The sequence below is a fragment of the Streptomyces sp. NPDC086549 genome (assembly GCF_044746205.1).
Lineage (GTDB): Bacteria > Actinomycetota > Actinomycetes > Streptomycetales > Streptomycetaceae > Streptomyces.
The window spans coordinates 75,461-94,081 of record NZ_JBIVBS010000008.1 but is presented as its reverse complement, the minus strand read 5'-3'; the positions used below and the strand labels follow the sequence as shown (position 1 = coordinate 94,081).

Genomic DNA, 18,621 nt, shown 5'->3' with positions numbered 1-18,621 from the left:
ATGACACTCCTGCACACCCCGCCCAGCGCCCTGCCCGCCGACTGGTACGGGGCCGCGCCCGCCCCGATCGGCGTGGACCAGGCCTTCAACGGCTATGTCGCCGCCACCGTCGTGCACACCCTCGACCGGCTGGGCGTCTGGGACCGCCTGGCCGCCGAACCCCGCCTGGACGTGACCGAGTTCGTGCGTTCCGCCGGACCCGCGGTCCGCGAGCGCGTCGTCCGCGAGGTCCTGCGGGCCGCGGCCGTGTGCGGCTGGCTGCGGCTGGAGGACGGCGGCGACACCGCGGTCCTCACCGACGCCGGACGCGAGACGATCCGGATGCGCGGCTACTTCACCTGGGCGGTCGGCGGCTACAGCGACGTCTTCTCCGGCGCCGCCCGACTGGCCACCGGCGAGGCCACGTTCGGCGAGGACCTGCTGCGCGACGAGGCGATGGTAGCCCTCGGCTCCGGCCAGAACGACCGCTCCTTCATGTCCACCACCCTCGACGACGTCCTCGACGGCATCGACTTCCACACCCTCGCCGACCTCGGCAGCGGCATCTCCGCCCGGGTCAGCCGGGTCGTCGGCGCCCGCCCCGGCACCCGCGGCCTGGGCCTGGACATCAGCGGCCCCGCCACCGAACTGGGCCGCCGCACCATCGCCGAGGCCGGCCTGGAGGACCGGGTGCGCGCGATCCGCACCGATGTGCTCGACGTGTGCCACCGCGAGGCCCATCGCGACGCCATCGCCGAGGTGGACACCGTGATGAGCTTCTTCCTGCTGCACGACCTGCTCGCCGACCCCGCCACCCGCCCCCACCTGTTCACCCGGCTGCGCGAGGCGTTCCCGGCCGCGCGGACCTTCGTGCTCGCCGACACCATGCTCCGCCCGGACGCGGAGGGCTCCTCCACCCTGCCGGTGTTCTCCCTCGGATACGAACTCGCGCACGCGCTCATGGGCGTACCCCTGCACACCAAGGAGACCTACGAGGAGCTGTTCGCCGCCGCCGGACTCCACCCGGTCCGCACGGTTCCCTTCGGCACCCCGCACTCGTGGCTGTACGTCCTGGAGGCGCGGTGAGCGTCAACCCCCTCGCGGTCCTGCGCGAGTTCTCCCCGCGGACCCGGGCCGTGCTCGCCGTCAATGCGGTCAACTCCTTCGGCGGCGGCCTGGTCCTGCCGTTCCTCTGGATCTATCTGGACCAGGTCCGGGGCCTCGCGTCCTGGATCCCCGCGGCCACCCTCGCCGTCCAGGCCGCCACCGCCGTCGTCGGCGGCCTCGCCTGGGGCGCGGTCCTCGACCGCCTCGCGCCGCGCGCCGTCGTCACGCTGGTGATGTGCGTGGCGGGCGCGGGCACCGGCCTGTACGCCTTCGCCACGTCGGCGCCGGCCGCGCTCACCGCCGCGGTCGTGTACGGACTCGGCATCAGCGGGGTGGGCACGGTCCTGCGCTATCTGTACGCCGGTGCCGCCACGGCCCGGGAGCGCGGGCTCGCCTTCTCGGCCGACTACGCGGTGTTCAACGCGATGACCGGGCTCGGCGTCCTCGTCGGAGGTCTGGTCGCGGCTTCGGGGCCGGGGTCCCGCGCGGCCCGCTTCGCGGTGCTCTACCTCGCCGACGGCGCCACCTTCCTGGTCGCCGGCGCCGCCTTCCTCCTGCTGCTGCCGCGCATCGAGCGCACCGGCGGCGAGAAGCCGGCGACGGACGGACCGGCGGGCTACCGCGAGGTGCTGGGGCAGCGGCCGCTCGCGGTGCTGCTGGCCACCCTGACGCTGTGTTCGCTGGTGTCGTACGGACAGCTCAGGTCGGGACTGCCCGGCTACCTCACGGCCGGGGGCGCGGTGGGCCCGGAGGGGCTGTCCGGCACGTTCGCCGTGAACATCGTCGTCGCCGTGCTCACCCAGGTCCTGCTCGGCGAGCGCGTCCAGCGTGTGCGGCGCAGCACCGTGCTGTCCGTCACCGGCGTCCTCTGGGCCGCGGCCTGGGCCCTCGTCCTGGCCGCCGGACGCCAGCACGGCACCGCCGCGACGGTCACGGCCATGGCCGGGGTGCTGTTGCTGTCGGTGGGGGAGGCGCTCGTCTTCCCGGTGATCACCGGGCTGCTCAACGACCTCGCCGGGGAACGGATCCGGGGCCGGGCCAACGCCATGCTGTCGGTGGCCGTGTCCACCGGATCGGTGGCCGGTCCCCTCCTCGCCGGAGCCACGCTTCCGCTCGCCCACGGCCTGCCGCTGGTCGTCCTCCTCATCGCCGTCTGCGCGGCGGTCGCCCTGGTGGGACCGGCCCTGCGCCGAACCCTTCCAGCGGACGCCGACCTGCCCGACCCGGCACCGGAAGCCGAGGCCGACGAGCCCGCGGCCGCCGTCACCGGATCCGCCCCCGTCATCGCAGCCAGCGGTTCCTAGGAGGTACCCGTCATGCAGCACTGGCCGCTGAGCGGCATCACCGTGCGCACCCCGCTCGTGGAACTGCGCTGGCCGACCCCGCAGGACCTCGACGCGCTCGCCGGTCTGGGCGCCGAAGGCGTGCACGCGCCCGGCTTCATGCCCTTCTTCTCCCAGTGGACGGACGGTGATCCGGCCACCGTCGCCCGGCGTGTCCTCCAGCGCCACTGGAACGCCATGGCCAACTGGAGCGCCGACGACTGGACGCTGTACCTGGTGGTGGTGCACGACGGCGAGGTGGTGGGCTCCCAGTCACTGGGCGCGCGCGACTTCGCGGTGACCCGAGAGGTGCTCCTGACGTCCTGGCTCGGCCTGCGCCACCAGGGCCTGGGCCTGGGCGGCCATGCCCGCGCCGCGGTCCTGGAACTGGCCTTCGCCGGCCTCGGGGCGCAGGACGCGTTCTCCGTCGTACGGCGGGAGAACACCGCCTCGCAGGCCGTGTGCCGCAAGTTCGGCTTCTCCCACGACGGCACGCAGGTCAACGCCGTACGCGGCCGACGCGCCGTCAGCGACCGCTACCGGCTGCGCCGCACGGACTGGGAGGCGTCCCGCCGCATCCCCGCGGAGATCGACGGCCTGGCACCGGCGCTCGCCATGTTCGGCACCGAGCCCACGACGCCCGCACCCGCGGCGACCACGCTGTCCGCCGCCCTCTCCGGCGTGCGGTACGCGCCCGACCCCGACCACGTCGACGCCTGAGGAAACCGGCCATGCCACGCCCCGTCATCGCCGTCGTCTACGACTTCGGCTCCGTCGCGCCCGCGGACATCGTGGACCGGCTCGAACCGCTCGGTGACGTCGTCCTCGCCGTCTGCCGCTCCGCACACACCGAGCAACTCACCCCGCTCCTGGCCGACCTGGCCCCGGTCGTGCCGGTGGACGGCGACAGCGCACAGGACCTCGACGAGGCCGCCGCGCGCCTTCGGGAACACCGTCCCGACGCCGTGCTCACCTTCAGCGAGCGCCGGCTCGGGACGACGGCGGAGCTCGCCTCACGGCTGCGGCTGCCGTACCACGACGCCGACACCGTACGGCTGCTGACCGACAAGTACGAGCAGCGGCGCAGGCTCCGTGAGCGGGGCGTGGACCCGGTACGGACACGGCTGCTGCGCACCCCGGCGGACTGGGCGCCCGCGCTCGCCGCGGTGGGTCTGCCCGCGGTCCTCAAGCCGGTGCGTGGCGAGGGCAGCCGCAGCACCCACCTGGTGCGGGACGCGGACACCGGCGCCGCGCTCGCCGCGGAGCTGCTGACGGGCCCGGACCGGGAGACGGCCCTCGTCCTGGAGGAGTATCTGGCGGGCGTCGACCGCACCCCGTTCGGCGACCACGTCTCCGTGGAGAGCGCGGTGGCGGACGGCCGGGTCACGCACTGGGCGGTGACCGGCAAGTTTCCGCTCGCCCCGCCGTTCCGCGAGGTCGGCCACTACTGGCCGGCGCCGCTCGCCGACGCCGAACGGGCGGCGGTGCTCGACCTGGCGGGCCGCGCGGTCGAGGCACTCGGGCTGCGCACCGGCATCACCCACACCGAGATCAAACTCACCGCCCGGGGACCCCGGCTGATCGAGGTCAACGGCAGGCTGGGCGGCTTCCAGAGCGGACTGGGCCGACTGGCGGGTGGCCTGGACCCGGTGGCACTGGCCGGACATCTCGCGCTGGGCGGTCCCGCCCCCGGGGCCTGGGTGCCGCAGCAGCGGGTGGTCTACGCCCGCGCCGTACCGACCCCCGCCGAGGGCGGCCTGCTCACCGCCGTGCGCGGGGTCGCCGACGCGCTCGCCCTGCCCGGCCTCGACGGCTACGAGACCCGGGTGCAGCCCGGAACCCACGTACAACCCGGCGTTGGAACAGGCGAGTTGGCCGTGCTGTGGGGCACGGCCGACGACCACCGCGCGATGGTCGCCGTACTCGACCGGGCCCTCGACACCCTCACCTACACCTTCGCCGACGGCCGCACCCTGCGCGCCGGCGACCTGGCCGCCTCCGCCCCTCCCGTCCCCCTCGACCGATGAAAGGCCCCCGCATGACCCCCGAGACGACGACACCCGCCCCCCGTACGGCGGTTGCCGAAATCCGCACGGACATCCCGCAGTTCCTGCCGGTGGCCGGGCACCACGAACCGGCGCCCTTCTACCTGACGGCCGACATGTTCGGCGGCGTCCCCGTCGAGCTGGCCGGCGGCCCCATCGACCACCTCGTCGGCAGGCCGGTCGCCGATCCGCACCGGCACGAGGTCGACGAGATCTACTTCCTGGTCTCGCCCCACCCAGGCGGCGCGCGCATCGAGGTCCTCGTCGACGGCGACCGGCACGAGCTGACCTCGCCGGCCCTGCTGCGCGTCCCGGCCGGTGCCGAACACCGCTTCCTCACCCTGGAGGCCGAGCCCGGCAGCTACTGCTTCGGCCTGCTGCTCGGCGGTGAACGGTGACCGCCCCCGCCGTCCCGCGCACCCTGGCCGGCGCGCCCCTGCGCCTGCACCTCAGCGAGAGCCCGTACGGCCCCAGCCCGCACGCGCTGCGCGCCGCCCACGAGGCCGTCGACGACACCGGCACCTATCCCGACCCCACCCGCACCGCGCCCGCGCGGGCCATCGCCGACCTGCTGGGCGTCCGGCCCGACCAGGTCGCCGTCGCCAACGGCAGTGACGAACTCGTCCTGCTCACCGCGCTGTGCCTGGGTGACCGGCAGCGCCCCGGGGTCACCACCGCGGGCACCTTCCCCGGCTACAGGATCTGTCTGGAGAACGTCCGGCGCGGCTGCCGCGAGGTCCCCGTCGACGGCATCGCCGCCCTGGCCGACGCCTTCGACGGCGCGGGCGTCGCCTACGTGTGCAACCCGCACAACCCCACCGGAGGCGCCCTGGACCGGGCCTCGTTCGACCTCCTCGTCGAACGGGCCGCCGCCACCGGCACCCCCCTCGTGGTGGACGAGGCCTACCTGGACTTCGCCCCGCCCGGCACCCCGCAGGTGCTCGACTACCTCGGCACCGGGGCACCCGTGCTGGCGCTGCGCACCTTCTCCAAGGCGCACGGGCTGGCCGGACTGCGCATCGGTTACGCCGTGGGCAGCGCCGGCCTCGTGGGCCGGCTGCGCGAAGTGCAGGGCAGCATGCCGTTCAGCGTCAACCGGGCCGCCCAGGCCGCCGCCGTGGCCGCGCTCGCCGACCGCGACCACCTGGAGCGGGTACGGCAGGGCAACGCCGTGGCCCGTGAGCGGTTCCGGGCCGACCTGGCCGCCCGCGGGCGCCGCGCGCTGCCGTCGGTGACCAACTTCCTCGCCGTACCGGTGCCCTACTCCGCACGGGCCGAGCGGCTGCTGGAGCGTGACCACGGCATCCTCGTCCGCGACGCGGGCCGCTTCGGACTCGACGGACACCTGCGGATCTCCGTCGGCGAAGCCGCACACCTCGACCGCCTCCTCGACGCCCTCGACACCGTCGCCCCCGTTGCCGACGCCGACTTCACCCCCGTATCCCACAGCACAGCACAGGAGCAGCAGTGACCCAAGCCATCGCCCTCGACACCGACCGCCTCCGGCTGCGGGAGGTGCTGCCGGCCGAAGCCCTGGAACTGAGGGAGGGCCGGACCGCCGGACTGGACTGGCTGGGCGGAGCCCCCGGGGAGGGCTCGCGGGAGGCGGCGGGGATGCTCGCCGGCGCCCACGCGGCCGGACTGCACCGCCCCGGCTGGGGCATGTACGTGCTCGTCCGCGGCGAGGACGGCCTCGTCGTCGGCGGCATGGGCTTCCACGGCCCGCCCGAGGACGGATCCGTCGAGATCGGCTTCGACCTGCACCCCGACGCCCGCGGCCGGGGCTACGCCACCGAGGCCCTCGCCACGCTCGCCCGCTGGGCGCTGGACGACACCGGCGTCGACACCGTCATCGCCACCACCACGCCCGAGAACACCCCCTCCCAACGCGTCATGGAGCGCGCCGGCTTCGCCCGCCGCCCCGACCACGAGGGCCAGTTCGTCTACGCCCTCACCGGCTGACCGGGCACCGGCCCGCACCCGATCCGGCGGCGGGGGGGGGGGGGGGGCGGGGGCCCCCCCCCCCCCCCCCCCCCCCCCCCCCCCCCCCCCCCCCCGGCCCCCCCCCCCCCCCGGCCTAACCCAACTCCCTCCCCCGGCCCCCCCGCCCGCCCCCCCCGCCCCTGCCGAGGCGGCCGGCCCGCCGTCCCGGCGCCCCCCCCCCGCCCCGCTCCGAGACCCCACCCGCCGCCACTGGCCGGGAGAATCCGAGGCACCCCGTGAAAACCGCACCCCTGCCGGCCGCGCCGCCCACCCGGGAGGCGGCCGACGCGCCCGCCCAGCCGTACGGCTACCGACGCCATGTGGCGGTCGAGCCCGACTGGCGGCGCTTCCCGGCCTGGCGGCACGTCACCCCCGCCGAGTGGCGCGACCCGCAGTGGCAGCGCGCCCACTGCGTCAAGGGAGTCCGGCAGTTGCGCGAGGTGGCCGGACCCGGACTGGACGACGCGTTCTACGAAGACCTCGCCGCCGACCAGCGGCAGTACGCGACGATGCCGATCCTGCTCACCCCGCAGGTCCTCAACACCATCGCCCCCGCCTGCGCCCCCGACACCGCCGCCTGGTACGCCGACCCCGTCCGCCGCTACATGCTGCCCGTCGCCAGCGACCGGCACCCCAGGTGGCCCAGTCACCCGCTCGCCTCCCGCGACTCCCTGCACGAGGCCGAGATGTGGGTGGTCGAAGGGCTCACCCACCGCTATCCGACCAAGGTGCTCGCCGAACTCGTCACCACCTGCCCGCAGTACTGCGGCCACTGCACCCGGATGGACCTGGTCGGCACCTCCACCCCGCAGATCGACAAATACCGGTTCGTGCTGCGTCCGGCGGACCGCCTCGACCGGATGATCGCGTATCTGCGCGCCACCCCCACCGTGCGCGACGTCGTTGTCTCCGGCGGTGACGTGGCCAACGTGCCCTGGCCGCGGCTGCGTTCCTTCGTGGACCGGCTCCTCGACCTGGACAACATCCGGGACATCCGGCTCGCCAGCAAGGGCCTGGTCGGACTGCCCCAGCACTGGCTCGCCCCCGACGTCCTCGACGGCATGGCCCACCTCGCCGCCAAGGCGTCCGCGCGCGGCGTCGGCCTGGCGATGCACACCCACGCCAACAACGTCCAGCAGGTCACCCCGCTGGTCGCCGAGGCCTCCCGCGCGCTGCTCGCCGCGGGACTGCGCGACGTACGCAACCAGGGCGTGCTCCTGCACGGCGTCAACCACACCCCCGAGGCCCTGCTCGATCTGTGCTTCGCCCTGCTCGACAGCGCGCAGATCATGCCGTACTACTTCTACCTCTGCGACATCGTGCCCGGCGCCGAACACTGGCGGCTGCCGCTGTCCGAGGCCCAGCGCCTCCAGCACGCCGTCATGGGCTACCTGCCCGGCTTCGCCACGCCCCGCCTGGTGTGCGACGTCCCCTACGTCGGCAAGCGATGGGTGCACCAGGCCGACGCCTACGACCGCGTACTGGGCATCTCCGACTGGTCCAAGAACTATCTGACCTCGGTGGAACACGACGACCCGCAGGCGCTGCACCGCACCCACCACTACTACGACCCGCTGCACACCCTGCCCGAGGCCGGGCAGGCGCACTGGGCGCAGTGGCAGCCGGGGGAGGGCCGGTGAACGGCACGACAAGGGCCCAGAGTTCGCCGCTCGGACTGCACCGAGTGCTCGCCCCGGCCGGGGTGCTGCCGCAGGCCGCCGACCGGCTCGACCCCGACTCCCCGCTGCGCGAGGACGAACTGCGCATCGACGTCGAGTACCTCAACCTGGACGCGGCCTCCTACCGCCAGCTCCACGAGCAGTACGACGGCGACGGGGACGCGATACGGGAGGCGGTCTGCCGGATCGTGCGTGAGCGCGGCAAGATGCACAACCCGGTCACCGGCTCCGGCGGCATGCTGATCGGCACCGTGGCGGAGGCCGGGCCACGCACCCCGCTCGGCCTCAGGTCCGGGGACCGGGTGGCGAGTCTGGTCTCGCTCACCCTGACCCCGCTGACGCTGACCGACGGGCTGCGCGACTGGGACGGGCTGGGGGAGCGCGTACCGGCCCGCGGGCACGCCGTCCTCTTCGGGCGGTCGGTCGCCGCGGCCCTCCCCGCCGATCTGCCCGACGAGCTGTCCCTCGCGGTACTGGACGTGTGCGGCGCGCCCGCGCTGACGGCCCGCACCGTGGCCGAGTACGCCGCCCGGTGCGGCACCGCGCCGTCGGTGGCGGTCCTGGGGGCGGCCGGGAAGTCGGGCAGCCTGGCGCTGGCGGCCGCCCGCCGCGCGGGTGCCGGACGCCTGGTGGGCGTCGTGCCCGACGGCGCGGAGGAAGCCGCGCTCGCCGCGTCCGGCCTGGCCGGCACGGTCCTGCGGGCCGACGCGCGCGACGCGGTCGCGCTGACCGAGCGGCTGGCCGGGGCCGGCGGACCCGTCGACATCACCGTGGTCTGCACCGACGTACCCGGCTGCGAGCACGCGGCGGTGCTGGCGACGCGGGACGGGGGCACCGTCGTCTTCTTCTCGATGGCCACCTCGTTCCCCGCGGCCGCGCTCGGCGCCGAAGGGCTCCGCGCCGACGTCACGATGCTCATCGGCAACGGCTACCAGCCCGGACACGCCGAGCAGGCACTGGACCTGGTGCGCACCGAGCCCGGGGTGCGGGAACTGTTCGCCCGCAGACTCGCACCGCCCCGCGCCGGCACCCCCGTCTCCCGGCCCGCCACCCCCTCCGCCCCCACCGGCAAGCTCGGCCTCGATCCCCGCCTGGTGCGCCGGGCAAGGGAGTTGGCGGTCCGGGCCGGACGCCCGGTGGTGGACCTGGCGCGGTCCCACACCACCGTGGCCGTCGAGCGGGCCGCGCTGCGGCTGGCCGGGCTGTCCGGGGCCGACGCCGAGGGCATCCCCTGGGCCAACCGGCTGGTGGACGCGGTGCGCGACCAGGTCGGTCTGGAACACGGGGTGGCCCTGCCGGTCTGGCACGCGCTGCGGACCGGGCCGAGCCGCGACCTCACCGAGCTCGCCGCCCGCGCGACCGCCCGGGACGTCTCCTTCCGGCTGCCCGAGGGGGCGGCAGCGGAGAGCGCCGTGCGGGACGCCCGCCGGGCCATGGCCGGGGGCCTCGCGGTCATCGACGCACGCCGCGGCGAACGCGAGCGCCTGATCCGGGAATGGGGCGAGCCCGGCGGACCGCTCGTCTACCTGATCGTGGCCACCGGCGACATCCACGAGGACGTCCGGCAGGCGGTGGCAGCGGCCCGCGGCGGCGCCGACGTCATCGCGGTCATCCGCTCCACCGGCCAGTCGCTCCTCGACTACGTGCCCCACGGCGCCACCCGCGAGGGCTACGCCGGCACCTACGCCACGCAGGAGAACTTCCGCCTGATGCGCGCCGCCCTCGACGAGGTGTCGGCCCAGCTCGGCCGCTACGTCCGCCTGACCAACTACGCGTCAGGACTGTGCATGCCCGAGATCGCCGTACTCGCGGGACTCGAACGGCTCGACATGATGCTCAACGACTCGATGTACGGCATCCTCTTCCGCGACATCAACCCGGTCCGCACTTTCGTCGACCAGCGGTTCTCCCGGCAGCTGCACGCCCGCGCCGGCATCGTCATCAACACCGGCGAGGACAACTACCTCACCACCGCCGACGCGATGCAGGCGGCCCACACGGTGACCGCCAGCCAACTCCTGAACGAGTACTTCGGCAAGGAGGCCGGACTCACCGACACCCAGCTCGGCCTCGGCCACGCCTTCGAGATCGACCCGGACCTGCCCGACTCGTTCCGGATGGAGCTCGCCCACGCGCTGCTGGCCCGCGAACTGTTCCCCGACGCCCCGCTGAAGTGGATGCCGCCCACCCGGCACATGACCGGCGATGTCTTCCGCGGCTATCTGCTCAACGGGTTCTTCAACCTGGCCGGGGCGCTGACCCGGCAGAACATCCTGCTCGTCGGCATGATGACCGAGGCCGTCGTCACCCCCTTCCTCTCCGACCGCGACCTGGCGCTGCAGAACGTCCGCTACGTGATGGACGCCGCCGGCGCCCTGGAGGAGGACTTCCGCCCCGCCCCCGGCGGCGTGATCGCCCGGCGCGCGGAAGCGGTGCTCGGGGAGGCCGTCGACCTGCTGGAGCGCATCTGCGACCGCGGCCTGCTGGACGCCATCGCCGCGGGCACCTTCGGCGGCATGCGCCGTCCCGTCGACGGCGGCCGCGGCCGAGACGGAGTCGCCGAACGCGCCGCCGGCTACCGCAATCCCGCCGTCGAGCTGCTGGAAGCGTCCCCGGACCCCGACCGTGAAGGAGAAGACCAGCGATGAACTTCCCCGTCGGGCCGCCGACCGCGGTTCGTCCCTACGGGGACACCACCGACGACGGCATGGTGCAACTGTCGTTCACCCTCCCGCTGCCGCACGGCCCGCTCGCCGAGGCCGCGGCCCTCGAACTGGCCCGCCGGATGGGCATGGAGCGCCCGCTTCTGGTCCACGCCCGCCAGGTGGGCACCGAGTTCAGCTTCTTCGTCGTCTACGGCGCGGTCGTGCACCGGGTGGAACTTGAATCGGTCGACGTCGTGGAGCGGGAGTATCCGCTGCTGTCGGCCCAGGAGGTCGACGAGACCGTCCATGAGGGCCTGCGACGCGACCTGGTCGTGGTCGGCGCGTGCATCGGTACTGACGCGCACACCGTCGGCATCGACGCCATCCTCAACATCAAGGGCTTCGCCGGGCAGAAGGGCCTTGAGTACTACCACTCGATGCGGGTCGTCAACCTCGGTGCCCAGGTCGCGGTGGCCGACCTGGTGCGCCGGGCCGTGAGCGAGGGCGCCGACGCCGTCCTGGTCTCCCAGGCCGTCACCCAGCGCGACGCGCACCTGACCAATGTCCGGGAACTCGGCGCCGAACTGGACGCGGCGTACGCCGGGCGCACCCGTCCCCTGCTCGTGGTGGGCGGACCGCGCTTCGCCCCGGGCATGGCCGCGGAGCTGGGCGTCGACCGCGTCTTCGGACGCGGTACCACCCCCGACGACGTGGCCAGCTATCTCGCCCACGCGCTGACGGGCGGAAGGCTCCCCGCGACCGCGACCGCGACCGCGACCGCGAACGTGACCGAGCCCGCGAACGTGACCGAGCCCGCGACCGAGCCCGTGGATGACAGGAGCGCCGTATGAAGCCCCCACAGATGCCCGAGGTGCCCGAGATGCCTGGCGCGACGGTCGCCGGGGACCGGCTCGACGCCCGGTTCCGGGCGGTCGCCGCCCGCGAGCCCCACCGCACGGCCGTCACCGACACCCAGGGCTCCGCCACATACGGCCGGCTCGCCGAGCACGCGGACGCCGTCACCCGTGCCCTGCGCGGCCATGTGGCCCCCGGACAGCCCGTCGCGCTCCGCGCGGGGCGGTCCCGGTACGCGCTGGCCGGCCTGCTCGGCATCCTGGGCGCCGGCGCGTCCTACCTGCCGGTCGACCCCGGATATCCGCAGGAGCGGCAGCGCTATCTGCTCGACGACTCGGGGACCCGACTGGTCCTCACCGAAGGACGGCCGGCGCCCGGCGAGACCCCGCTCGCCGAGCTGGGCCCGCTCGTCCTCGCCTCCCGTCCGCCCGCCCCCGGCGCCGCCGACACCCCCGTCCTCCCGCCGGACACCGCCTACACGATCTACACCTCCGGCTCCACCGGCGCCCCCAAGGGCTGTGTCGTCGGGCACGCGCAGGTGCTGGCCCTGCTGGACGCCGCGATACCGCTGTTCGGTACCGGAGCCGAGGACGTGTGGACGCTGTTCCACTCCTGGAGCTTCGACTTCAGCGTCTGGGAGATCTGGGGCGCCCTGCTGTACGGCGGCCGGGCGGTGGTGGTCGACCGGGACACCGCCGCCGACCCCGAGGCCTTCGCCGCGCTGCTGGCCGCCGAGCGGGTCACCGTGCTCAACCAGGTGCCCTCGGCCTTCGGCAACCTCGTCACCGAGGCGGCGGCCGCTGGCGTACGGCTGCCAGGCCTGCGCCATGTCGTCCTCGGCGGCGAGGCACTCGTCCCCGACGACATACGACGGTGGTGGGCGGCGGGCACCTCGCCCGCCGCTCGCGTCACCAACATGTACGGCATCACGGAGACCACGGTCCATGTCACCCACTGCCCCGTCACGGCCGACGTCCTGCGCCACGCCGGTCCCGGACGTACCCCGATCGGACGGCCGTTGAGCCATCTGAACGTCGAACTACGCGATGAAAACGGGGAGTTGGCGGCTCCAGGAGAACTCGGTGAGCTGTGGGTGGGCGGCGCGGGCGTGAGCCACGGCTACCTGGGCCGCCCCGGACTCACCGCCGAGCGGTTCCCCGCGGCACAGGACGGTTCGGGCCGCCGTTACCGCAGCGGCGACTGGGCCGTCGCTGACGCCGACGGCTTGCTGTACTACGCGGGGCGGATGGACGGCCAGGTCAAACTGCGCGGATTCCGTATCGAACTCGGCGAGATCGAGGCCGAGTTGCGCGCACTGCCCGGCGTGAGCGGAGCAGCCTGTCTGGTCGACGACAGTGGCCGTACGCCGGTGCTCGGCGCCTACCTGGTCGCCGACCGTGACGTACTCCCCCCGGCCCGGGTGCGTGAGCGGCTCGCCGAGCGGCTGCCCGCGCACATGCTGCCGCAGCGTCTGCACTACCTCGACCGGCTGCCGGTCACCGCGCACGGCAAGCTGGACCGGGCGGCCCTGGCGGCAGCGCCCGCCACCGGCGCGCGCGGGAGAAACGCCCTGGCCCACACCACACCAGGTGGCGATCACCGTGCCGGTTGAGTTCATCGGAATGATCGGGACCAAGGACTCCGAGGGCGGCCCCCACGGGCCCGCCGTCGACCCGGAGTTCACGCGGCGGTTCGCCCGCGTGCACGAGGAGGCGGGCTTCGACCGCGTCCTGATCGGCCACAGTTCCAGCTCGCCCGACGGCACCCAGGTCGCCGCGTACGTCGCCGCGCACACCGAGCGCCTCGGGCTGCTGCTCGCCCACCGCCCGGGCGTCCTCGCCCCCACCGCGGCCGCGCGGACCTTCGCCACCCTCGACCACTTCAGTGGCGGCCGGCTCGCCGTCCACATCATCTCCGGGGGCAACGACGCCGAACAGCGGCGCGACGGCGACTACCTGGGCAAGGACGACCGATATGCCCGCACCGACGAGTTCCTGGAGGTCCTGGAGCGGGCGTGGACCGAACCGGAGGGCTTCGGCCACCAAGGCCGCTGCTACCGGTTCGACGACTTCCGCTCCGAGGTGAAGCCGCTCCAACAGCCCCGCATCCCCGTGTACTTCGGCGGATCCTCGGCGGCCGCGTACCGGGTGGGCGGCAAGCACGCGGACGTGTTCGCCCTGTGGGGCGAGCCGCTGGCTCAGACCGCCGAGCAGATCGCGGCCGTGCATGCCGCGGCCCGCGCGGCCGGACGCACGGTGCTGCCCAGGATCAGCGTGTCGTTCCGGCCGGTGCTCGGCCGTACCGACGAGGAGGCGTGGGAGCGGGCGCACGGCGTCCTCGACGCCATCCGCCGGCGGGGGACGGCGGGTTCCTTCTTCGACCGTGCCCGGCCGCCGCTGCCGCTCGGGCCGTCGGCGCGTCCCGAGAACGCCGGTTCCCAGCGGCTGCTGGACGTCGCGGCGAAGGGCGAGCGGCACGACCGGGCCCTGTGGACCGCTCCCGCGGCCGCCACCGGGGCGGCGGGCAACTCCACCGCACTGGTGGGCACTCCGGAGACGGTGGCCCGAGCCCTGCTGGACTACATGGACATCGGCGTGACGACGTTCCTGCTGCGCGGGTACGAACCACTGCGGGACGCCGAGGAGTTCGGGCGGACGCTGCTGCCGCTGGTACGCCAGGAGGCCGAGCGGCGCGAGCGCACGGCGGTGCCCGCGGGATGACACCGGTGGTGCGTCCCCACCAGGGGCGGGGGCGCACCACGACGGCGGAGGGCGCCGGTGGGGATCACCCACCGGCGCCCTCCGCCGTCGTACGGGGGGGAGCTCACGCCTGTGCCAGGCCGAGGTCGAGGTGCCGGGAGACCTGAAAGGCCAGCACCATGAGGTGCGCGCGGTTGCTGACTCCCGCCTTTCCCCGGATTCTGCGCAGATAGGTGTCCACGGTGTGCGGGCTCAGATTCATTCTGCGCGCGATGGAGGAATACGTGTGGCCCTCGGCGAGATAGCCGAGTACTTCGAGCTCACGGTCGCTGAGTTGTTTCAGGATTTCGACGGCGAACGGACTCACAGGTGTGCCTTTCTTGGGGAGACGAGGGCCACGCGGCCGGGCCCGTCGCCGGCTCGCCGGCCGGGACTGTCGGCCGCGCCTCGCGCGCGCCGCCGGGCCGAACGCCGTTGACGCGGGTTAAGGTGCGCCCGTGGTCGGGGGACGACACGGTGGGGGTGCAAACCAAGTGGTGACCGTCTGCCCGGTCCGGGGGCGGCGCGCTGACCCGGGTCCATGTCCGGTCCCAGGCGCGCTGGTCCTGTCATGGCTTCCGCGGGCGCGCCGCTCCCCGGGCTCGTCGAGCCGCGTGCGGACCGGTTCAGCTGTTCGTGCTGCCCCAGCCGCTGTCGCCGGTCGGGGTGATGCCCTCCGCTTCGGTGACCACGTCGTTGATGCGGCGACCGCCCCACCCGCTGTCACTGTCCGTCGTGCCGGTGCCGGCGAGCACGGAATGCGGGGCCGTTCCGGACGGGTGCGCCGACACGGTCTGGGTCGCTCCCATAAACGCGCCGAATGCGATGCATGCGAGGGCGGACGCTGCGGCGGCGGCACGGAAGAATTTCATGTGGGGCACTCCTGGTTCTGATTTCTCTAGCGGAACCGGTAGTTCCATGTATTCGATCTCCGGTGCCTCAAGACTTTCGTGTCGGCGGTGGTCATGGCCAGGGATCCAGGTGCTCACCAAGCTGCCCCGCAGCAAAACGAACAGGGGATGTAATGTTCATATCCGAGCAGAATCGGGCAATTGACCCTCCCGCACGGCCCAGTGACAGGGAAGTCGCCCTGTACCGATGGGTGTCGGCCAACGAAAGGATGGACCCGGACCGGGCGGCCCGGGAGTTAGGCCTCACCCCGGAGGACGTGGACGCCGCAGTCGTCTCCCTGACCGAACTCGGCCTGCTCAAACCCGATTCGGACGACCCGGCGCGGCTGCGCCCCGTCGATCCGGACCTCGTGGCCGCCGTGGTGACCACCTCCATGGAGACCGCGATCCGCACCCAGCAGGCCGAACTGCACCGCATCCGCGACCAGTTCGCCGATCTGCGCGGCCACTACCTGGACAGCCTCAGCCGGGAGTCCGTCGACCTCGAGGTGATACCCGGAGTGGAGGAGGTGCGGGCCGCCCTCAACCGGGCAGCCGAGGAATGCACCGAGGAGATGCTCACCAGCCAGCCCGGCGGGAACCGGGTGCCGGAAGTCCTCCAGGAGGCCCTGGCCCGCGACACCGCGATGCTGTCCCGCGGCGTGCGGATGCGCACGCTCTACCACCACACGGCACGCTTCAACGGCCCCAGCCAGGCCTACGTCGCCACCGTGTCCGCCCTCGGCGCCGAGTACCGCACCGCGCACGAACTGTTCGGCCGGCTGATCGTCTTCGACCGCAAGGTGGCCTTCATCCCCGAACGCGGGGGCACCTGGGGCGCGGTGGTGATCCGGGAACCCTCGGTCGTCCACTACCTGTGCGAGGTCTTCGAGCAGGCGTGGACGCAGGCCGCGCCGTTCTCCGACGCCGCCGCCGACGGCCTGGAACTCGTCGCCAAGGACATCCACCGGACCATCGTGCGGCTGCTCGCGGCGGGCCTGAAGGACGAGAGCATCGCGCGTCGGATCGGCATGTCCCTGCGCACCGCGAGGAAGCACATCGCCGACATCATGGAGACGCTCGGAGCCGAGAGCCGTTTCCAGGCCGGCGTGCTCGCGGCGCAGCAGGGACTCCTCGACGAGGTCCCGGAGGCCGGGCCGGGCGCCTGATCCGACCACGGAGCTCCAGAACTCCCGGGGGATTACCGCCAGTGTGGCGACGGGCCGCCACCGTTTCGGTACCGTGAACCCGGGACTGCCGCAACCCCCGCTGTGTGCAGCAGAGTTCCTGCAAACCACAGGAACGGGACGGGGCTACGGTGCCGCTCGTCCCTGTGGCCATGTGGCGGAAGAACAGGAGACTCCCCTTCCCGGGACGTCCCGTGCACCACGGACGGGCCGTCCGCGCGTGAACCACGGCACGCGGGACGGCGGGTGCGACGCGAAGCGGGAGCGGGACGTGGACTACGAAGGAGACTGGAGCAAGGGCAAGACCGGTCTGGACCTCTTCGTCAGGGACCTGGCGCTGTGCCTGTCGGTCCACCGCGACAGAGGGCCGGCCCTGGTGTGGCCGGACGGCGCCGACGCCGTGCTGTCGGAGGACGGCGGCGTACGACGCGGGCGCGCGGACCCGGGCCCGGAGCGGGAGGGTGTGGCCGCCGGGACGGCGCGGCTGACCTCCGGGCTGGGCGACCTGCTGGGCTGCCGCGTCGGCAGCTCGTATCTCACCTTGCCCACCGGCGCGCGGAGCACCGGCGACACCGCGGCCACCGACCTCGTGCTCCTGCCTGTGCGCGGAAGCTGCGACGGCCGGGTCGAACCCTCTCCGCCCGGCCAGACCCGCGCCGTACTGGACCGCGCCCTGGAACTGCGGCTGCGCGTGGGCGAAGCCCTCTACGTGCCGAGCGGATTCGGCTACGAACTGAACGAGGCGCACTCGCCGTGCACGCTGCTCGTCCTCGCCCTGCACCCGCCGGCCTGGTGAGACCCGCGCGCCGACGCCGGGAGCCGCTCCCGTATGTCGGCGGCCGGCGTGAGCCGTGCCTCCCGCAGATAGAAGTGCCCGCCGGGGAAGGACCTCGTCTCGGCCGTCGCGCGGGTGCAGTGCCGCCACTCCCGTACGGCTGCCTCGGTGACGGACGGGTCCTGCCGCCCGTGATACGCGACGACCGGGGCGTCCAACGGCTCGCCTCCGGGGACATGCCGGTAGGTCTCGATCAGCCGGTAGTCCGCCCGGACGGCGGGCATGACGATCGCACGCAACTCCTCGTCGGCCAGGACCTCGGCGTCGGTGCCGCCCTGTTCGAGGAGTTCGGCCGCCAGCTCGGCGTCCCCCAGCAGATGCCGGGAACGCGGGCGGAGCCGGTGCGGAGGCACCATGGCGGAGACGAAGAGGTACGACAGCTCGATCCCGTGACGGGCCCGCAACAGCCGCGCCGCCTCGTACCCCACGGCCGCTCCCATGCTGTGCCCGAACACGGCCAGCGGCCGGTCCGCGAGCGGGACGAGGGCGGCGGCCACCGCTTCGGCCAGCTCGGCCATGCCGGTGACCGGGGGCTCGTGGAAACGGTCCTGGCGCCCCGGGTAGCACACCGCCAGCACGTCCAGCGCGGGGGACATCAGCTCCGGCCAGTCGCGGAAGAACGTCGGCGCACCGCCCGCGTGCGGCAGGCAGACGAGCGTGGCCTCGGCCGCGGGCGGCTCGGCACCGTAGCGGCGCAACCAGGTGCCGTGGCCCGGCCGTCCGGCGTCGGGGATGTCCATCTCAGGCCTCCGGACGGGTCTGCCGGCGGGCGAAGTGGATCAACGGCTCCGCACCTTCGTCCACCGCGGAGTGGACCACGTGACCGATGACCAGGGTGTGGTCCGCCACGGGCACGAACCGGGTGACGTGGCACACCACACCGGCCACCGCGCCGTCGAGGAGGGGAGCACCGCACCGGGAGGTGTGCGCGACCCCGTCGAAGCGCCGCGCCGAGGGCAGCACCGCGAACCGCGCGGCCTGCGCGCGGAGCCGGTAGGGCAGCACGCTCACGCCGAAGCGGCCCGCGGCCCGGATGTGCCGGAGCGTTCCGCTGTCCGAGGCGAGCGAGGCGAGGAGGGTGGGCGGGCGGTCGGTCAGGGAGAGGACCGCGGTGGCGGTGCAGCCGACCGGGTGGGTGCCGTCGTAGGCGGTCACCACCGTGACACTGCGGGCGAAGCGGGCCATCGCGTCGCGGAACGCGTCCGGCGGGACCGTGTCGGGGCCGTTCCCGGGAGCGACGGCTTCCTGGGTGAGCGCTGTCATGCGTGAGTTCTGCCTTTCGGGACGTGGTTCTGTTCCGGTCCCGGCACCGCCGTCCCGCCCGGCCGGGGAGCCGGGCCGGGCGGGACGGCGCCC

General features: G+C 73.9%; 18 protein-coding genes. 14 read left to right on the top strand and 4 right to left on the bottom strand.

The features are described 5' to 3' along the window. The 12 genes from ACIPSA_RS25055 to ACIPSA_RS25000 all read left to right on the top strand — a co-directional run bounded on the left by ACIPSA_RS25055 (position 1) and on the right by ACIPSA_RS25000 (position 14,335). Positions 1 to 1,065, top strand: a complete 1,065-nt coding sequence (locus tag ACIPSA_RS25055) for a methyltransferase (protein ID WP_402638212.1) — start codon at positions 1 to 3, stop codon at positions 1,063 to 1,065. Further along, positions 1,062 to 2,390: an MFS transporter gene (locus ACIPSA_RS25050; protein WP_402638211.1), complete on the top strand. Its 1,329-nt coding sequence runs from the start codon at positions 1,062 to 1,064 to the stop codon at positions 2,388 to 2,390. Before ACIPSA_RS25055 ends, ACIPSA_RS25050 begins: the two co-directional genes overlap by 4 nt. Before the next feature lie 12 nt (positions 2,391 to 2,402). After that, the gene (locus ACIPSA_RS25045) at positions 2,403 to 3,128 is read left to right on the top strand and encodes a GNAT family N-acetyltransferase (protein WP_402638210.1); all 726 of its coding nucleotides are present in this window, start codon (positions 2,403 to 2,405) and stop codon (positions 3,126 to 3,128) included. An 11-nt stretch (positions 3,129 to 3,139) separates the two neighbouring features. Continuing rightward, complete coding sequence (locus ACIPSA_RS25040; RefSeq protein ID WP_402638209.1) at positions 3,140 to 4,435, top strand: ATP-grasp domain-containing protein; 1,296 nt, start codon at positions 3,140 to 3,142, stop codon at positions 4,433 to 4,435. 11 nt (positions 4,436 to 4,446) lie between these two features. After that, positions 4,447 to 4,851, top strand: coding sequence for a cupin domain-containing protein (locus ACIPSA_RS25035; RefSeq protein ID WP_402638208.1), 405 nt, complete (start codon positions 4,447 to 4,449; stop codon positions 4,849 to 4,851). Beyond that, the gene (locus tag ACIPSA_RS25030) at positions 4,848 to 5,924 is read left to right on the top strand and encodes a pyridoxal phosphate-dependent aminotransferase (protein ID WP_402638207.1); all 1,077 of its coding nucleotides are present in this window, start codon (positions 4,848 to 4,850) and stop codon (positions 5,922 to 5,924) included. Before ACIPSA_RS25035 ends, ACIPSA_RS25030 begins: the two co-directional genes overlap by 4 nt. Beyond that, entirely contained in the window at positions 5,921 to 6,415 is a 495-nt protein-coding gene (locus ACIPSA_RS25025) for a GNAT family N-acetyltransferase (RefSeq protein ID WP_402638206.1), read from the top strand. Before ACIPSA_RS25030 ends, ACIPSA_RS25025 begins: the two co-directional genes overlap by 4 nt. A gap of 257 nt (positions 6,416 to 6,672) precedes the next feature. Further along, positions 6,673 to 8,076 carry a KamA family radical SAM protein gene (locus tag ACIPSA_RS25020; RefSeq protein ID WP_402638205.1) on the top strand — a complete coding sequence of 468 codons (1,404 nt, stop codon included), beginning with the start codon at positions 6,673 to 6,675 and terminating at the stop codon, positions 8,074 to 8,076. Continuing rightward, positions 8,073 to 10,763, top strand: coding sequence for a lysine 5,6-aminomutase subunit alpha (locus ACIPSA_RS25015; RefSeq protein ID WP_402638204.1), 2,691 nt, complete (start codon positions 8,073 to 8,075; stop codon positions 10,761 to 10,763). Before ACIPSA_RS25020 ends, ACIPSA_RS25015 begins: the two co-directional genes overlap by 4 nt. Continuing rightward, positions 10,760 to 11,611, top strand: coding sequence for an OAM dimerization domain-containing protein (locus tag ACIPSA_RS25010; protein WP_402638203.1), 852 nt, complete (start codon positions 10,760 to 10,762; stop codon positions 11,609 to 11,611). The genes ACIPSA_RS25015 and ACIPSA_RS25010 overlap by 4 nt, the downstream gene beginning before the upstream one ends. Then, positions 11,608 to 13,227 (top strand): amino acid adenylation domain-containing protein, encoded by a 1,620-nt coding sequence (locus ACIPSA_RS25005; protein ID WP_402638202.1) that lies wholly within the window; start codon positions 11,608 to 11,610, stop codon positions 13,225 to 13,227. Before ACIPSA_RS25010 ends, ACIPSA_RS25005 begins: the two co-directional genes overlap by 4 nt. Continuing rightward, the gene (locus ACIPSA_RS25000) at positions 13,217 to 14,335 is read left to right on the top strand and encodes an LLM class flavin-dependent oxidoreductase (RefSeq protein ID WP_402638201.1); all 1,119 of its coding nucleotides are present in this window, start codon (positions 13,217 to 13,219) and stop codon (positions 14,333 to 14,335) included. The genes ACIPSA_RS25005 and ACIPSA_RS25000 overlap by 11 nt, the downstream gene beginning before the upstream one ends. A 103-nt stretch (positions 14,336 to 14,438) precedes the next feature. Here ACIPSA_RS25000 and ACIPSA_RS24995 read toward each other — a convergent pair whose 3' ends face one another. Next, positions 14,439 to 14,681, bottom strand: coding sequence for a response regulator transcription factor (locus tag ACIPSA_RS24995; RefSeq protein ID WP_402638200.1), 243 nt, complete (start codon positions 14,679 to 14,681; stop codon positions 14,439 to 14,441). A 298-nt stretch (positions 14,682 to 14,979) separates the two neighbouring features. Beyond that, the gene (locus tag ACIPSA_RS24990; protein WP_402638199.1) at positions 14,980 to 15,225 is read right to left on the bottom strand and encodes a hypothetical protein; all 246 of its coding nucleotides are present in this window, start codon (positions 15,223 to 15,225) and stop codon (positions 14,980 to 14,982) included. A gap of 230 nt (positions 15,226 to 15,455) precedes the next feature. Here ACIPSA_RS24990 and ACIPSA_RS24985 point away from each other — a divergent pair, with 230 nt between their 5' ends. Beyond that, complete coding sequence (locus ACIPSA_RS24985; RefSeq protein ID WP_402638198.1) at positions 15,456 to 16,412, top strand: LuxR C-terminal-related transcriptional regulator; 957 nt, start codon at positions 15,456 to 15,458, stop codon at positions 16,410 to 16,412. A gap of 238 nt (positions 16,413 to 16,650) precedes the next feature. Continuing rightward, positions 16,651 to 17,226: a hypothetical protein gene (locus ACIPSA_RS24980; RefSeq protein ID WP_402638197.1), complete on the top strand. Its 576-nt coding sequence runs from the start codon at positions 16,651 to 16,653 to the stop codon at positions 17,224 to 17,226. Here ACIPSA_RS24980 and ACIPSA_RS24975 read toward each other — a convergent pair. Both ACIPSA_RS24975 and ACIPSA_RS24970 read right to left on the bottom strand, forming a co-directional pair. Beyond that, positions 17,157 to 18,005: a thioesterase II family protein gene (locus tag ACIPSA_RS24975; RefSeq protein ID WP_402638196.1), complete on the bottom strand. Its 849-nt coding sequence runs from the start codon at positions 18,003 to 18,005 to the stop codon at positions 17,157 to 17,159. The genes ACIPSA_RS24980 and ACIPSA_RS24975 overlap by 70 nt on opposite strands. Position 18,006: 1 nt before the next feature. Next, a complete protein-coding gene (locus tag ACIPSA_RS24970; protein ID WP_402638195.1) occupies positions 18,007 to 18,528 on the bottom strand; it encodes a flavin reductase family protein in 522 nt (173 codons plus the stop codon). Positions 18,529 to 18,621 lie beyond the last annotated feature (93 nt).

Bases quoted from the DNA above. Each gene is read 5' to 3' on its own strand.
- ACIPSA_RS24990 (WP_402638199.1), bottom strand. From the start codon at position 15,225: ATGAAATTCTTCCGTGCCGCCGCCGCAGCGTCCGCCCTCGCATGCATC.
- ACIPSA_RS25055 (WP_402638212.1), top strand. From the start codon at position 1: ATGACACTCCTGCACACCCCGCCCAGCGCCCTGCCCGCCGACTGGTAC.
- ACIPSA_RS25010 (WP_402638203.1), top strand. From the start codon at position 10,760: ATGAACTTCCCCGTCGGGCCGCCGACCGCGGTTCGTCCCTACGGGGAC.
- ACIPSA_RS25040 (WP_402638209.1), top strand. From the start codon at position 3,140: ATGCCACGCCCCGTCATCGCCGTCGTCTACGACTTCGGCTCCGTCGCG.
- ACIPSA_RS24975 (WP_402638196.1), bottom strand. From the start codon at position 18,005: ATGGACATCCCCGACGCCGGACGGCCGGGCCACGGCACCTGGTTGCGC.
- ACIPSA_RS25005 (WP_402638202.1), top strand. From the start codon at position 11,608: ATGAAGCCCCCACAGATGCCCGAGGTGCCCGAGATGCCTGGCGCGACG.
- ACIPSA_RS25045 (WP_402638210.1), top strand. From the start codon at position 2,403: ATGCAGCACTGGCCGCTGAGCGGCATCACCGTGCGCACCCCGCTCGTG.
- ACIPSA_RS24970 (WP_402638195.1), bottom strand. From the start codon at position 18,528: ATGACAGCGCTCACCCAGGAAGCCGTCGCTCCCGGGAACGGCCCCGAC.
- ACIPSA_RS25035 (WP_402638208.1), top strand. From the start codon at position 4,447: ATGACCCCCGAGACGACGACACCCGCCCCCCGTACGGCGGTTGCCGAA.